This window comes from Phenylobacterium sp. (assembly GCF_020253645.1).
Lineage (GTDB): Bacteria > Pseudomonadota > Alphaproteobacteria > Caulobacterales > Caulobacteraceae > Phenylobacterium.
Map to the genome: position 1 here is coordinate 82,392 of NZ_JADCBG010000110.1, position 14,908 is coordinate 97,299.

General features: G+C 68.9%; 15 protein-coding genes. 7 read left to right on the plus strand and 8 right to left on the minus strand.

The genetic code is table 11. The features are described 5' to 3' along the window. Positions 1-10: 10 nt before the first annotated feature. The 4 genes from INE98_RS08065 to INE98_RS08080 form a co-directional block, all read right to left on the minus strand. Positions 11-2,959 carry a 2-oxoglutarate dehydrogenase E1 component gene (locus tag INE98_RS08065; protein WP_293538041.1) on the minus strand — a complete coding sequence of 983 codons (2,949 nt, stop codon included), beginning with the start codon at positions 2,957-2,959 and terminating at the stop codon, positions 11-13. A gap of 83 nt (positions 2,960-3,042) precedes the next feature. Beyond that, complete coding sequence (gene sucD / locus INE98_RS08070; RefSeq protein WP_293538043.1) at positions 3,043-3,921, minus strand: succinate--CoA ligase subunit alpha; 879 nt, start codon at positions 3,919-3,921, stop codon at positions 3,043-3,045. Continuing rightward, positions 3,921-5,120, minus strand: coding sequence for an ADP-forming succinate--CoA ligase subunit beta (sucC, locus tag INE98_RS08075; RefSeq protein ID WP_293538044.1), 1,200 nt, complete (start codon positions 5,118-5,120; stop codon positions 3,921-3,923). Before sucC ends, sucD begins: the two co-directional genes overlap by 1 nt. Before the next feature lie 134 nt (positions 5,121-5,254). After that, a complete protein-coding gene (locus tag INE98_RS08080; RefSeq protein WP_293538046.1) occupies positions 5,255-5,803 on the minus strand; it encodes a DUF2306 domain-containing protein in 549 nt (182 codons plus the stop codon). A 91-nt stretch (positions 5,804-5,894) separates the two neighbouring features. Here INE98_RS08080 and INE98_RS08085 point away from each other — a divergent pair, with 91 nt between their 5' ends. Beyond that, entirely contained in the window at positions 5,895-6,689 is a 795-nt protein-coding gene (locus tag INE98_RS08085; protein WP_293538048.1) for a LytTR family DNA-binding domain-containing protein, read from the plus strand. Between the two features lie 3 nt (positions 6,690-6,692). On the opposite strand, the gene INE98_RS08090 is transcribed toward INE98_RS08085, so the two are convergent. Next, entirely contained in the window at positions 6,693-7,676 is a 984-nt protein-coding gene (locus INE98_RS08090; RefSeq protein WP_293538050.1) for a malate dehydrogenase, read from the minus strand. Between the two features lie 121 nt (positions 7,677-7,797). Between INE98_RS08090 and INE98_RS08095 the strand changes: the two genes are divergently transcribed. Continuing rightward, a complete protein-coding gene (locus tag INE98_RS08095) occupies positions 7,798-8,259 on the plus strand; it encodes an HIT domain-containing protein (protein ID WP_293538052.1) in 462 nt (153 codons plus the stop codon). Positions 8,260-8,271: 12 nt separating this feature from the next. Here the strand turns inward: INE98_RS08095 and INE98_RS08100 are convergent, their stop codons facing one another. Further along, complete coding sequence (locus INE98_RS08100; RefSeq protein WP_293538054.1) at positions 8,272-8,901, minus strand: hypothetical protein; 630 nt, start codon at positions 8,899-8,901, stop codon at positions 8,272-8,274. Beyond that, entirely contained in the window at positions 8,898-9,755 is an 858-nt protein-coding gene (locus INE98_RS08105; RefSeq protein ID WP_293538056.1) for a CoA ester lyase, read from the minus strand. Before INE98_RS08105 ends, INE98_RS08100 begins: the two co-directional genes overlap by 4 nt. A 65-nt stretch (positions 9,756-9,820) precedes the next feature. Here INE98_RS08105 and INE98_RS08110 point away from each other — a divergent pair, with 65 nt between their 5' ends. Continuing rightward, positions 9,821-10,204: a DUF2237 domain-containing protein gene (locus tag INE98_RS08110; RefSeq protein WP_293538058.1), complete on the plus strand. Its 384-nt coding sequence runs from the start codon at positions 9,821-9,823 to the stop codon at positions 10,202-10,204. Here INE98_RS08110 and INE98_RS08115 read toward each other — a convergent pair. Beyond that, positions 10,186-11,352, minus strand: a complete 1,167-nt coding sequence (locus INE98_RS08115; protein WP_293538060.1) for a citrate synthase — start codon at positions 11,350-11,352, stop codon at positions 10,186-10,188. The genes INE98_RS08110 and INE98_RS08115 overlap by 19 nt on opposite strands. Before the next feature lie 102 nt (positions 11,353-11,454). On the opposite strand from INE98_RS08115, the gene INE98_RS08120 reads away from it, so the two are divergent. From INE98_RS08120 to queG, 4 genes are all read left to right on the plus strand, one after another. Further along, positions 11,455-12,549 (plus strand): citrate synthase/methylcitrate synthase, encoded by a 1,095-nt coding sequence (locus INE98_RS08120; protein WP_293538062.1) that lies wholly within the window; start codon positions 11,455-11,457, stop codon positions 12,547-12,549. Positions 12,550-12,585: 36 nt separating this feature from the next. Continuing rightward, entirely contained in the window at positions 12,586-13,524 is a 939-nt protein-coding gene (locus tag INE98_RS08125; RefSeq protein ID WP_293538064.1) for a cation diffusion facilitator family transporter, read from the plus strand. A gap of 62 nt (positions 13,525-13,586) precedes the next feature. Beyond that, positions 13,587-14,258, plus strand: coding sequence for a glutathione S-transferase family protein (locus INE98_RS08130; RefSeq protein ID WP_293538065.1), 672 nt, complete (start codon positions 13,587-13,589; stop codon positions 14,256-14,258). Further along, positions 14,239-14,908: tRNA epoxyqueuosine(34) reductase QueG (gene queG, locus INE98_RS08135; RefSeq protein WP_293538067.1), on the plus strand; the 670-nt coding region annotated here is incomplete at its 3' end. The genes INE98_RS08130 and queG, both read left to right, overlap by 20 nt.

The window sequence follows — 14,908 nt, forward strand, 5'->3', positions numbered from 1 at the left end:
GTCCTTGGGTTCAGGCGAGGGCTTCAGCGAGGAAGGCCTGGAGTTCGCGGTTGTGCCGGCTCATCTGCCCGGCGGCGGTGGAGGCGGAGGCGGGCCGGCCCACATAGCGGGCGCGCTTGGACTTCACCTTCAGGCGCTCGAGGGTCAGCTCCAGCCAGGGATCGACGAAGGTCCAGCCGCCCATATTCTTCGGCTCTTCCTGGCACCAGACCAGTTCGGCGTTGGGGAAGCGGGACAGTTCGGTGGAGAGCGACTTCATCGGCCAGGGATAGAACTGCTCAAGCCGCATCAGGTAGATGTCGGTCAGCCCCTTCTCCTCCCGGGCCTCGAGGAGGTCGTAGTAGACCTTGCCGGAGCACAGGACGACGCGGCGGATCTTCTCCGGCGGCGCAAGGGTCAGGGCCGTATGGCGGCCGCGCTCGGCGTCGTCATGCAGCACGCGGTGGAAGGAAGAACCCTCGGCCATCTCCGACAGGAGGGACACCGCCTTCTTGTGACGCAGCAGAGACTTGGGCGTCATCACCACCAGGGGCTTGCGGAACTCGCGCTTCATCTGACGACGCAGGACATGGAAGTAGTTGGCCGGGGTCGTGCAGTTGACCACCTGCATGTTGTCCTCGGCGCAGAGCTGCAGAAAGCGCTCCAGGCGGGCTGAGGAATGCTCCGGTCCCTGACCTTCGTAGCCGTGCGGCAGGAGAAGGACGAGCCCGCTCATGCGCAGCCACGTGCGTTCTCCGGACGAGATGAACTGGTCGATCACCACCTGGGCGCCGTTGGCGAAGTCGCCGAACTGGCCTTCCCACAGCACCAGGGTCTTGGGATCCGCCAGGGAGAAGCCGTACTCGAAGCCGAGCACCGCCTCTTCGGAGAGGGGCGAGTCGATCACCTCGAAGTGGGCCTGGCCCGGGCCGAGGTTGTTCAGGGGCGTGTAGTGCGCCTCGGTCGTCTGATCGATGATGTCGCTGTGGCGCTGGGTGAAGGTGCCGCGGACGCTGTCCTGACCGGCGAGGCGAACAGGGAAGCCCTCCTGCAGGAGGCTTCCGAAGGCGAGATGTTCCCCGGTGGCCCAGTCGATCCCCTCGCCGGACTCGATCGCAGACTTCCTGGCCTCGATCACCCGACGGACGTTCTTGTGAACGTCGATCCCTTCGGGGACGGCGGTGATGCGTTCTCCGATCGCCTTGAGGCGGGACAAGGGCACCGAAGTGTTCCCGCGCCGGTCCTCGCCCTCGGGCAGGGCCAGACCCGCCCACTTGCCGTCCAGCCAGTCCGCCTTGTCGGCCTTGTAGGACTTCCCGGCCTCCATCTCGCTGTCGAGGAAGGCCTCGAACTCGGCCATCCAGCGGGAGACTTCTTCCTCGGTGACCACCCCTTCGCCGACAAGTTGCCGGGTGTAGATCTCGCGGGTGCTCGGGTGATCCTTGATCTTCGCGTACATCAGCGGCGAGGTCATGGTCGGGTCATCACCCTCATTGTGACCAAACCGCCGGTAGCAGAACATGTCGATCACGACGTCCTTGCCGAACTTCTGGCGGAATTCGGTGGCCACCTTCGCCGCGTAGACGGTCGCCTCGGGGTCGTCGCCGTTGACGTGGAAGATCGGCGCCTCGACCATGAGCGCCACGTCCGAGGGATAGGGCGAGGAGCGGCTGTACTTGGGCGCGGTCGTGAAACCGATCTGGTTGTTCACGATGAAGTGGACGCAGCCTCCGGTCCGGTATCCCCTGGTCCCCGAAATCGCGAAACACTCGGGCACGACGCCCTGGCCCGCAAAGGCGGCGTCGCCGTGCAGCAGGAGGGGCAGGACGTGACTCCGCCCGGTGTCGGGGGTCTCCCGGAGCACGAAGGCCTGCTTGGCCCGGGCCTTGCCCAGCACGACCGGATTGACGATCTCCAGGTGCGACGGGTTGGCGGTCAGCGAAAGGTGGACGTTGTTGCCATCGAAGCTGCGGTCGGACGAGGCGCCCATGTGGTACTTGACGTCGCCCGATCCCTCGACGTCTGAGGGAAGGGTCGAGCCGCCCTGGAATTCGTGGAAAATCACGTGGTAGGGCTTGCCCATGACCGCCGCTAGCACATTGAGGCGGCCGCGGTGCGGCATGCCGACGACGATGTCGCGGACGCCCAGGGCGCCGCCGCGCTTGATGATCTGCTCGAGTGCAGGGACCATGGCCTCGCCGCCGTCCAGGCCGAACCGCTTGGTTCCCGGGAAGCGCCGGTGCAGGAAGCGCTCGAAGCCCTCGGCCTCGATCAGCTTCTTGAGGATGGCGATCTTGCCCTCGCGGGTGAAGACGATCTCCTTGTCGCGGCCTTCGATCCGCTCCTGCAGCCAGGCCTTCTGCGCCGGGTCCGAGATGTGCATGTACTGGACGCCGATATCGGCGCAGTAGGTCCGCTTCAGGATGGCGAGGATCTCGCGAAGGGTCCCGGTTTCCAGGCCCAGAACATAGTCCAGGAAGATCGGCCTGTCGTAGTCGGCCTCGCTGAAGCCGTAGGAGGCGGGATCAAGTTCCGAAGCGTCGCCCTCGGGCGCGGCGATCCCCAGGGGATCGAGGTTGGCGCGCAGGTGACCCCGCATCCTGTAGGCCCGGATCATCATGATCGCCCGGAGCGAGTCCAGGGTCGCAGCGCGGACATCGGCGGAAGCTGTGGGAGGGCCCCGGTCCGCGATCTTCGCCGAGAGCTTTGCTTCGACGGCGGGCCAGAGCCCGTCGATCGCCGACAGCCAGTCTGGCCGAGGCGCCGGCGCCTTCCGGGCCGTCCAGGCAGGAGGACCAGGGGGGCGGGCCGCCCCCGCCTGATCGTGTACGGCGGCGAAGAAGCTGCGCCAGGAGGCCTCGACCGAGTCCGGCGACTTCAGCCACCGGGCGTAGAGATCCTCGATGAAGCTCGCATTGCCGCCGTAAAGAAAGGACGTCTCCGCCAGGAGATCGTTGATCCGTCCGGAATCGTCAGCCATGTCGCCCGCCTGTCGCCGGCGGCCCGCGACGCCTTCTGGAGGAGAGTCGAGCTGGACCGCTCAAGGTTGAATTGTCAGGCCCCTCAGGCGCCTTTCAGCACCTCGAGCAGGGTCTCTCCTAGCTTCGCCGGAGACGGCGCCACGCGGATGCCCGCGGACTCCATCGCCGCAATCTTGTCCTCCGCACCGCCCTTTCCGCCCGAGATGATGGCGCCGGCATGGCCCATCCTGCGTCCGGGCGGGGCGGTGCGGCCCGCGATGAACCCGACCATAGGCTTCCGAATCGCTGAATTCTTTATGAATTCCGCAGCATCTTCTTCAGCCGAACCCCCGATCTCGCCGATCATGATGATCGATTCGGTTTCGGGGTCCTTCAGGAACATGTCGAGCACGTCGATGAACTCCGTGCCCTTCACGGGGTCCCCGCCAATGCCCACGGCCGTGGTCTGGCCAAGGCCGACCTGGCTGGTCTGGAACACCGCCTCGTAGGTAAGGGTACCCGAACGGGAAACAACACCCACCGAGCCCTTGCGGAAGATATTCCCGGGCATGATGCCGATCTTGCAGGCCTCGGGCGTCAGCACACCGGGGCAGTTGGGGCCGATCAGGCGGGACTTCGAGCCCGACAGGGCGCGCTTGACCTTGACCATGTCGGCGACAGGAATGCCTTCAGTGATGCAGATGATCAGCGGAATTTCGGCGTCGATCGCTTCGAGGATCGAGTCCGCGGCGAAGGGCGGCGGCACGTAGATCACGCTGGCGTCTGCGCCGGTCTGCCGTACGGCTTCATCCACCGTGTTGAACACGGGCAGACCCACATGGGTGGTCCCGCCCTTGCCGGGGGTCACGCCACCGACCATCTTGGTCCCGTAGGCGATGGCCTGCTCGGTGTGGAAGGTGCCCTGGGCGCCGGTCACGCCCTGACAGATGACCCGGGTTTCCTTGCCGATCAGAATGGACATTAGGCGAGCCCCCGCACGGCTTTCACAATCTTCTCGGCGCCATCGCTGAGGTCGTTGGCCGCAATGACGTTGAGGCCGCTCTCATTGATGATCTTCTTGCCAAGCTCGGCGTTTGTGCCTTCCAGGCGCACCACGAGGGGTACGGACAGGCCGACCTGCTTGACGGCGTTGACCACGCCGTTGGCCAGGATGTCGCACCGGGCGATCCCGCCGAAGATGTTGACCAGTATGCCCTTCACGTTCGGGTCGGCCATGATGATCTTGAAGGCGGCGGTCACCTTGGCTTCGTCCGCGCCGCCTCCGACGTCCAGGAAGTTGGCGGGCTCGGCGCCGTAGAGCTTGATGATGTCCATGGTCGCCATGGCCAGGCCGGCGCCGTTGACCATGCAGCCGATTTCGCCGTCGAGGGCGATGTAGGACAGGTCGAACTTGGAGGCTTCGATTTCCTTGGGGTCTTCTTCGCTCTCGTCGCGCAGAGCCATCACGTCCGGATGCCGGTAGAGGGCGTTGGAGTCGAAGGACACCTTGGCGTCCAGGACCCGCAGCTGGTCATCGCCGGTCACAATCAGCGGGTTGATCTCGAGCATCGCCATGTCCTTGGCGACGAAGGCCGTGTAGAGCTGACCCAGAAGCTTGGCCGCCTGCTTGGCGAGGTCGCCGCTGAGGCCCAGGGCCTTGGACAGGGCGCGCCCGTGGAAGGGCCAGACGCCTGTCGCCGGGTCGATCCCGAAGGTAATGATCTTTTCCGGCGTATCGTGGGCGACGGTTTCGATGTCCATGCCGCCCTCGGTGGAGGCCACCACGGAAACCCAGCTGGTCTCACGGTCGACCAGAAGGGACAGGTAGAATTCCTTGGCGATGGCCGCGCCTTCCTCGATGTAGAGGCGGTTGACCTGCTTGCCCTTGGGACCCGTCTGGTGCGTCACCAGAACCCGTCCGAGCATTTCCTGGGCGTTGGCCCGCACATCCTCGGCGCTCTTGACCACCCGGACGCCACCCTTGGCGTCGGGGCCGAGGCCCTCGAAGCGGCCCTTGCCGCGCCCGCCGGCGTGGATCTGGGACTTCACCACATAGACCGGGCCGCCCAGCTGTTCGGCGGCCTTGACGGCGTCTTCGACGGAGAAGGCGGGAAACCCGCGCGGGACCGCCACGCCGAACTCGGACAGGACGGCCTTGGCTTGATGTTCGTGGATGTTCATGAGGCCCAGAAGCGCTGTTCTGCAGGCTCGCCCGATTGGCGAGTGGCGGGTTTATAGGCGCCCCCCGGAAATGAGGCAACCGCCGAGGGGGTTGCCCAGGCGACATGTGGGGCCCGGGCGGCGCTCCTGAGGGCTCATCCCAGGAACAGCTCCCAGACCAGCCGGCCGGGAAGCATGACGAAGATCAGGTTCACCGCGAAGCCTCCGTAGAAGAGACCCGACATGTAGCGGCGATGGCGCTCCACGTCGTGGCGGCGGGCGGCGGCTACGGCCAGCGGGAGAGCGATGATGACGTAGCCGCTGAGGATGTGGATGAACGAGAAGCGTCCCGGGTTGACGGTCTGGATGAACAGGGAGCTCGCCGCCACGACGGCGACGGCGACCACCCAGCCCCAGCCCAGGACCCGGTGCATCCGGGCGCCCTTGCGGCCAGCCATCAGGATCGCGCCGACCAGGAGGGCCAGGAGGCCGAAGGCGAGGTGGACAAGGATGACCGGCGACGTGGAGGCCAGCAGCTCGAGGTCCGGTCCGTGGGGCCTGAACGCCGGGAAGGCGAGGTCGGTCCGGCGACCCTCGAGAAGGCTTGGAAGCAGGCTCGCGCCGATGGCGAGCGGGCCCAGGGTCAGTGCGCTGGCCATGACCATCTTGCGCGAAGGGGGGCGAATTTGAGACATGGGGTTCATTCGAGGGCTCCGGCCGCCGGTCGTGGGGATCAGATTGGATGACCGGGACCCTGGAAGCTCCCGCAGCGAGCCACAAACAGGGATGCGCCACATGACGTCGCCGTTTCGCAGGCCGCCGGGTGACGCCGTTGGCGAAGCGTGGACGGCCAGGGATGTACGCCGCATCGGGCTTGCGACCCTGGCGCTCTCAGCGGTTGTCGGCGCCTTCCTGGGCTTCGTCGGCGCCTTCGGTCTGTCGGACTATCCCGTCTACCTGCGCATCGCCTACCTGACGCCGTTGGCCGTGGCGTGCGGTCTTGTCGGCTTCATGAGCTATTGGCTCGCAGGCCTTCTGTCGCCGGCCGCCGGCCGATGGATCCGGGCGGCGCTGGGCAGCCTGCTCTGCTTCCTGCCGATCGGCGTCATCGTCTGGCTGACTACCGGCCTTCTTCCCGGCGTCAGCCTCAACCCGGCCGAACTGCCGAGGTATGTCGGAACCTCGCTGGTGGTTTCCTTCGCCATGACCTTCCTCGCCGTCGCGCTCACTCCGCCCTCCGAGGCCGAACTGCGAAAGCCCGGGGCGGGTGATCCCCCCGAGCGGTTCCTGACGCGGCTGCCGGTGCGCCTGAGGACGGCGGAGATCTGGGCCGTGGAGGCCGAAGACCACTATCTGCGCGTCCACACCAGCGCGGGCCAGGACCTGATCCTGCTGCGCATGGCGGATGCGGTCGCCGAACTCGGGGGACAGGAGGGCATGCAGGTGCACCGCTCCTGGTGGGTGGCGCGCGCCGCGATCGCCGATGCGCGCCGCGCCGACGGTCGGGCGACCCTCACGCTGAAGAACGGCGTCGAGGCCCCGGTCAGCCGGACCTACGCCGCCGAGCTGAGACGGCGTGGCTGGATCTGAGGCTCAGGCCAGGAGGTCCTTGATGGTCTCGCGCTCGCCGACCAGCTCGTCGTTGGTGAGGGCGATCTTGGACTTGGCGAAGTCGTCCATCGCGAAGGACTCGATGACCTCGTAGCCCGAAGTGGTGGTGCGCACCGGCATGCCCGCCCAGACGCCGGGGGCGAAGCCGTAGCGTCCCTCGCTGCTGACCGCCACCGAGTGGACCTTGCCGGGGGTGACCAGGTCGCGGACGTGGTCGACCAGGGCGTTGGCGGCCGAGGCGGCGGAGGACAGGCCGCGGGCCTCGATGATGGCGGCGCCGCGCTTGCCGACGGCGGGCAGGAAGTCGGTCTTCAGCCAGGCCTCGTCGCCGATCACCGAGGCGGCGTCCTTGCCGCCGATCTTCGCGTGGGTGAAGTCGGCGAACATGGTCGGCGAGTGGTTGCCGTAGATGTAGAGGTCGGTGACCTCGTCGATGGCCACGCCGGCCTTCTGGGCCAGCTGGGCCCGGGCGCGGTTCTCGTCCAGGCGGACCATGGCGGTGAAGCGGTCGGCCGGCAGGCGGCGGGCCTGGGCGGCGGCGATCATCACGTTGGTGTTGCAGGGGTTGCCGACCACGGCCACCCGGGCGTCGTCGGCGGCGACGGCGTCGATGGCCTTGCCCTGGGCGATGAAGATCCTGCCATTGTCCTTCAGGAGGTCGGCGCGCTCCATGCCGGGGCCGCGGGGCTTGGAGCCCACCAGCAGGCACCAGTTGGCGTCCTTGAAGGCGACCTCGGCCTCGCCGGTCAGGACCATGCCCGCCAGCAGGGGGAAGGCGCAGTCCTCAAGCTCCATGGCCACGCCCTTGAGCGCCTTCTGGGGCCCTTCCACCGGGATTTCCAGGAGCTGGAGGATCACGGGCTGGTCCGGGCCGAACATGGCGCCCGAGGCGATGCGGAACAGGAGGGCGTAGCCGATGTTGCCGGCCGCGCCGGTGACCGCCACGCGGAGGGGTTTCTTGGCCATGGTTCGTCTCCCGAGTGTGCTCCCGCGGTCGCCCCGCGTCGCAGGCTCCCTAGCCGGAAGCGCCCCGGCCTGCAACGCTGCAGGCGCTTGTGCCGCCGGGTGAGGGCGGCCACTGTGACTCATGCCCGAGATCGATCCCGCCTTTCTCCCCGGCTCCCACGCCCTGGACGAACTGCCCCTCTGCCACGTCCGCCTGCAGGACGACGCCCGTTGGCCCTGGCTGATCCTGATCCCCCAGGTCGCCGGCGCGCGGGAAATCGAGGACCTCACGGTCGCCGAGCGGCGACTGCTGGTGGAGGAGGTGGTGGCGGCGGGCAACGCCGTGCGGGCCCTGGGCGCAGCCTTGGGCCTGGTCGTCGAGAAGCTGAACGTCGGGGCTCTGGGCAACATCACGCCCCAGCTGCATGTCCACGTGGTGGGCCGGCGTTCGGACGATCCCGCCTGGCCGGGTCCGGTCTGGGGTTTCGGCGAGGCCGAACGCCTGACGCCGGACGCCCTCCAGCGAGCGCTCATCGCGGCCCGGCCGGCCCTGGCTCCGGGCGCCCAGCCCTATCCGCCCTTCCCGGGACGGGGACCAGCCTGAACGCGGCGGCGGTCAGTCCCGCTGCATCCGGACGGCGACTTCGACGCCATCCTCGGTCAGGGTCCCGACCCACTGGCCCGGCCCCTCCGGTCGCAACTGAAGGCGGACCGGACCGCGGCGCGGCGGCGCCTCCAGGCTGAGTTCCAGTCGACCGCCCTCTCGCCTTGCCGATCTCAGATAGCCCGATCCGGTCAGGGCGCCGGGGCGGCGGGGGTCGCTCCAGGCGCCGTCCAGGGCGCCCGAGCCGGAATCGATGAACTGGAAGGCGTAGACCGGGCCGACCTGGCTCCGGACGAGCCAGCGCCCTTCAAGCTCCCCGAGACGTCCCTGGGCGGCGGTGAAGCCCGCCCTGAGCCGCGCTTCATAGGTCCTCTCGGCGGCGCCGAGGGGCCCTTCCGGCGTCCGGCTGTGATCATCGACCGCCACCGTCCGCCCCGGAACGGAAACCGGTCCCTGGCGGGTTTCCGGCACGCTCGTCACCTCGGGCAGATCCAGGTCGCCGCCATCGGCCTCCTCCTCCTCTTCGGCGGCCGGCGCGGCCTTCAGGAGATCTCCGATCAGGTCGGGGTCCTGCGCCCGGGCGACCGGCGCGGCGAGGAGGAGCGCGACGACGGACAGAGCGGCGTACCGTTTCCGGGTCATGTCTCCTCGAGGGCTGCGGCGATCTCCAGCAGACGGAGAGCCTGTTCGAGATGCAGGCGCTCGACCATCCGGCCCTCTACCCGCAGGACGCCCTTGCGGCGATTTTCAGGCGAATCAAAGGCGCCGACGACCGTGCGGGCCCAGGCGATCTCGTCGGCTTCAGGGGCGAAGGCCCGGTTGGCGGCGGCGATCTGGTCAGGATGGATCAGGGTCTTGCCGTCAAAACCGAACTCCAGGCCCTGCCGGCACTGGCGCTCCAGACCGGTGAGGTCCGCAATGTCGTTCCAGACCCCGTCCAGCGCCGTCAGGCCGTTGGCGCGGGCGGCGGCGACGGTGAGGGACAAGGCCGCCTGGAGGGGGCGTCGTTCGGCATCGACCTGGCAGCGCATCTCCTTCACCAGGTCATTGGAGCCGACCACGAGGGCCGCCAGCGGCCCCCCGGAGGCGGCGAGACGCCCCAGCGAGAACAGGGACGCACAGGTCTCCACCATGATCCACAGGTCGATCCCGACCGGAAGCCGGGCGGCGTAGGCGGCGACGTCCTCGGGGGTCGAGACCTTGGGCGCCAGCACGGCGGCGGGCCGGACGGCGGCTCCGGCGATCGCCGTGAGGTCCGCCTCGCCCCACGGGGTGTCCAGGCCGTTGACCCGGATCACCAGCTCGCGGCGCCCGAAGCCACCCCTTTCCGTCTCGGTCAGGGCGAGATCGCGGGCCGCCGGCTTGGCGTCCGGGGCGACCGAGTCCTCCAGGTCCAGGATCACCACGTCGCAGGCGAGGCTTCGCGCCTTTTCCATGGCGCGCGGGTTGCCGGCGGGCATGTAGAGAGCGCTGCGCCGGGGACGGGCGGGCGACATTTCGGAACTCCGCTAGGCGGCGGCGGGGGGCGCCGCAGACCGCTCACATAGACTATGATGCCGTCATGAGCATCCGTTACGAACCCGACGCCCGCAATGTGCTGGGTGGTCCACTTGAACCCTGCGGCCTTGACCCTGTGACCGGTTTCTACCGGAACGGCTGTTGCGAGACCGGCGCCGAGGATGTCGGCATGCATACGGTCTGCGCCGTCATGACAGCCGAGTTCCTGGCCTTCTCGAAGTCGGTGGGCAATGATCTCTCCACCCCCGTCCCCGCCTACGGCTTCGTCGGCCTGAAGCCCGGCGATCGCTGGTGCCTGTGCGCGCCTCGCTGGAAGGAAGCGCTGGACGCCGGAGCGGCGCCTCGGATCGTGCTGTCGGCGACCCATGAAGAGGCCCTGGCCGTGGCGCCCCTGGAGGTGCTTCGCGCCTACTCCGCCGGGTCCTGATCCAGGATTGGGCCGGTGTAGCGGGCCCGGGGCCGGATCAAGCCGCCGTCCTGAACCTGTTCCAGGGCGTGGGCGATCCAGCCGGCGCAACGGGCGGCGGCGAACAGCGACAGGGCGGCCCCCTCCGGCGCCCGCAGGTGCTCGCAGAGGGCGACGAGGGCGAAGTCGATGTTCGGCGCCAGGGCCGCAGCGCCACTGACCTGTTCGGCGAGACGCACCATGTCCGCCGGTGGCTTGAAACGGGCCAGGAGGGCGACCGCCCTCGGATCGCCCTGGGGGTAAAGCGGGTGCCCGAACCCCGGAAAGCCGCGGTCCTCCGCGAGGCGGGCGGCGACCGCCTCGGCGGCCCCGTGGACTCGCACCTCCTCCCGGAATCTTCCCAGAGCGGCGGGCGCGCCGCCATGTCGCGGGCCCGAAAGGGCGGAGAGCCCCGCCAGAGCTGCTGCGGCAAGGGAGGCGCCCGTGGAGGCGGTGACCCGGGCCGCGAAGGCCGACGGGTTGAGCTCGTGGTCAGCCAGCAGAACCAGGGCGCGACGGATGAGGTCGGCGCTTTCGCCACCCCGACCCAGCCGCCAGGCGCGGGCGAGTCGCTGGTGAATCGGGCCGGAGTCGGTCTCCGCCACGAGGGCGTCCGCGAGGATGTCGAGCAGCAGGGCGGCTTCCGCCGATCGGGCGATCGGCGTCTGTCCGAGCAGGGAGGGAGCCTCTGCAGCGCGGGCCGCCAGGGCGAGGAAGGCGCGGGACAAGGGAGGTCCGCCGCCGGGCGGGACCGGCCGGTCTGATCGTTTCAGTGTGACCCCGTCTCCGCCCCGAAGCAGGCGGGCCACGGACTCAAGGGTTTCGGACTCCGACAGGACGAGGGCGTCCCGGCCCCGGTACCAGTGGCGTCCGGCATGGACGGTGGTGATGGCCGACGTCAGGACCGGCTCTCCCCAGGTCATTGCGCCGGTCGCGACGTCCGAGGGGCGCCGGCTCCGACGGCGGCGCTCTGCGAGCGCCTCGACGTCCAGGGCCCGATAGACGCTGCGTCGCGAGTCCGCCGGGTCCGGCCTCGCCGCGATCAGGCCCCGGCTGACGTAGGCGTAGAGGGTCTGCGGCTTGATGGCGAGGCGTTCAAGCACCCCCGATGCTGTCAGCCACTCCGCCATTCGCGAGCCTCCGCTTTTATATTGATCATATTGATCAAGATTGACGGTTTCATAGCCATGTTCCCAAGTCCAGCCGTGAACCGCCTTGCAAGGAAGACTGTCATGGAAGCTGGACTTGAATCCGTCGTCGCCGCGGAAACGGTGCTGTCAGACGTGGATGGAGACGCCGGACGCCTCATCCTGAGGGGCGCCGACCTGGAGGAACTGGTGGGCGTCTCGGACTTCGAGGCCGTGGTCGGCCGGCTATGGGCCGGCTTGATCCCCGCCTCCCCGGACGGGTCGAGCGTGGACCTCAAGTCCGCGCTGGGCGAGGCCCGCATGGAGGTCTGGTCCGAGGTCGAGCGGATCGATGACGGACTTCTGCATCTCTCGCCTGTGGAAGGGCTCCGAGCCCTGATGGCGCGACTCGGTGACGGCGAGGGCCTTGCCGAGGCGCTGCGGGTGACTGCAGCTCCCGCGGTCTTCACCGGGGCGCTCTTGCGCCGGAAGGCGGGCCTGGCCCCATTGGCGCCGGACCCATCCGCCGGACATGCCGCGGATCTCCTGAGAATGATCGGGGGGCAGGCGCCCGGCGCAGGCCAGGCGGCTGCCCTGGACGCCTACCTGGTGGCGGTGATCGACCACGGGCTCAACGCCTCGACCTTCGCCGCCAGGGTGACCGCCTCCACCCGCGCCGGTCTGGTCTCGGCGGCCCTTGCGGGACTCAGCGCCCTGAAGGGGCCCCTTCATGGCGGCGCGCCGGGGCCGGTGATCGACATGCTCGACGCCATCGGGGTCGCCAGCCATGCGCGCGTCTGGCTTGAAGCCGCCCTGGAACGGGGTGACCGGCTGATGGGCTTCGGGCATCGGGTCTACAGGGTCAGGGACCCGCGGGCGGACGCCCTCAAGGCGGCCATCCGGAGACTAGGCGTCGACGAGGGACGGCTGGCCCTCGGAGAGGCGGTCGAGGCCGCAGCCCTGGAGGTCCTGCGCACCCGAAAGCCTGACCGCCCCCTGGAGACAAACGTCGAGTTCTACACCGCCCTCCTGCTGGAGGCCCTGGCGATCCCTCCGTCGGCCTTCACCTGCATCTTCGCCGCCGGGCGGGTGGCTGGATGGACCGCGCACGCCTTGGAACAGATTGCGACCGGCCGGCTGATCCGGCCGAGGTCTGTCTATGTCGGTCCCCAGCCGGGCGCGCGTCAGGCTGCGGAATGATTTGGCCGGCTTAGGGGGGGGCGATAGAAGATCTGCATGGCCTCCGCCCCCCGACTTCCGCCAGACCGCGCCGCCGCCCTGACCCGCGGGGTGACCCTGTTGTCGGTCGGCGTGGCGTCTCTGCTGGTGACCGCCAAGGCCGGGGCCTGGCTGGCCTCCGGTTCGGTGGCCCTCCTCGCCTCCCTCGCCGACTCCGCCCTCGATCTCCTGGCCTCCACCGTCACCTTCTTTGCGGTTCGCTATGCGGCCGCGCCCCCGGACGAGGAACATCGCTTCGGCCATGGCAAGGCCGAGGCCTTCGCCAGCCTGATGCAGGCGGGACTGGTCTTCGCCTCAGCCGCCCTGGTCGGCCAGGAAGCGATTCGCAACCTCCTCGATCCCCAGCCCCTGGAGGCCGGAGGATGGGCGATCGGCGTGATGGCCCTGTCGACAGCCCTGACCTTCGGGCTGATCTCAGCCCAGTCCTGGGTGCTCCGGCGAACGTCCTCGGTCGCGGTCAGCGGAGACCGGGCGCATTACGCTTCGGACCTTGCCTCCAACCTCGCGGCCCTTGCGGGAATCGGCGCCTCAGCCTGGCTGGGCGTCGCGGGTCTGGACGGCGCAGCCGCACTCCTGATCGCCGCCCTCCTCCTCTGGGGGGCCATCGGCGTCTTCCGGGAGGCCGCAGTGCAGTTGATGGACCAGGAGCTGCCCGCACCCGAGCGGGCCCGGATCGTCGAGCTCGTCACCCAGGACGGGCGTCTCACCGATGTCCACCAGCTACGGACCCGGGCGTCGGGGCCCTATGTCCACATGCAGATGCATGTGGATCTCGACCCCCGGCTGAGCCTCGAGGACGCCCACAGGATCATCGTCGAGGCGGAGCGCCGGCTACTGGCGGCCTACCCCATGGCCGACATCCTGATCCACCCCGATCCACGCGGATTGGCCGAGCCCCATGGAGGGGCCTTCTCCGAAGCCAGATCTGCAGAGTAAACCGCCCCTTAAGGTCTGGTCTGCATCAGTGTCGATGACACAGAATGTCTCGCCGGCCGGGCATGACCGAACGCATCCTGCACCACTTCCCGCTGGACCCCGCCTCAAGACAGGTGCGCCTTGCCCTGGGCGAGAAGCGGCTGGCCTTCACCGAGCAGACCGTCCGCTACTGGGACCAGCCCGAGGCCTTTCTCGACCTGAATCCCTCCGGGGTCACCCCGGTGATGGTGGAGGACGGCCTGGTCCTCTGCGAGTCCCGGACCATTCTCGATCATCTGGAAGAAAACTGGCCCGAACCGCCCCTGCTGGGCCGCTCGGCGGAGGAGCGGGCGGAAGCCAGGCGCCTGATGCTCTGGTTCGATCGAAAGTTCGACCTGGAGGTCGCCGGGTTCCTCCTTCACGAGAAGATGGAAAAGCGACTCCTCGGCCTGGGTGCGCCGGATCTGGCGGCCCTTCGGCAAGGGCGGGACTCCCTCCGGGCTCACATGGCCTACCTGGAGGCCCTGCTGGGCGCCCGGGACTGGCTGGCCGGCCGGCGCATGTCCTTGGCGGACTTCGCCGGCGCCGCCTATCTCTCGGTGATCGACTATCTGGGGGACGTGCCCTGGGACGCCTATCCCTCCGTCAAGACCTGGTACATGAAGCTCAAGTCCAGGCCCGCCTTCCGACCCCTCCTCGCCGACCGCTGGCCCGGGCTGGTCCCGGCGGCGCACTATGACGACCTCGACTTCTGACCCCGGTCCAGACCTCCGGGAGGCGATCCGCCGTCGGGCCGCCGAGCTGGGCTTCGACGCCTGTCGCTTCACCGGAGTCATGGCGCCCTGGCCCGCCGCGGCGCGCCTCGAGGAGTTCCTTGCTGAAGGCCGGCAGGGCGACATGGACTGGATGGCGTCGACCGCCGGGCGGCGGAGCCACCCCAGGGCCCTCTGGGCGGAGGCCCGGAGCGCGGTCGTCCTGGGGCTCAACTACGGTCCCGACGCCGACCCCCTGGCCGGCCTTTCCCGGCGCGACCGGGGACTCATCTCGGTCTATGCCCGGAGCGACGACTACCACGAGGTCATCAAGGGGCGGCTGAAGCAGCTAGGCGGCTTCATGGCCGCCCGCCTGGGCGCCGAACTCAAGGTCTTCGTCGACACCGCGCCGCTGATGGAAAAACCCCTCGCCCACCAGGCGGGACTGGGCTGGCAGGGCAAGCACACGAACCTGGTCAGCCGGGACTTCGGCTCCTGGCTCTTCCTCGGGGTGATCCTGACCACGGCGGACCTGCCGGCGGACCCTTCGGGCGAGGATCACTGCGGCCAGTGCCGGGCCTGCCTCGACGCCTGCCCGACCGGCGCCTTTCCCGCCCCTTATCAGCTCGACGCCCGCCGCTGCGTCTCCTACC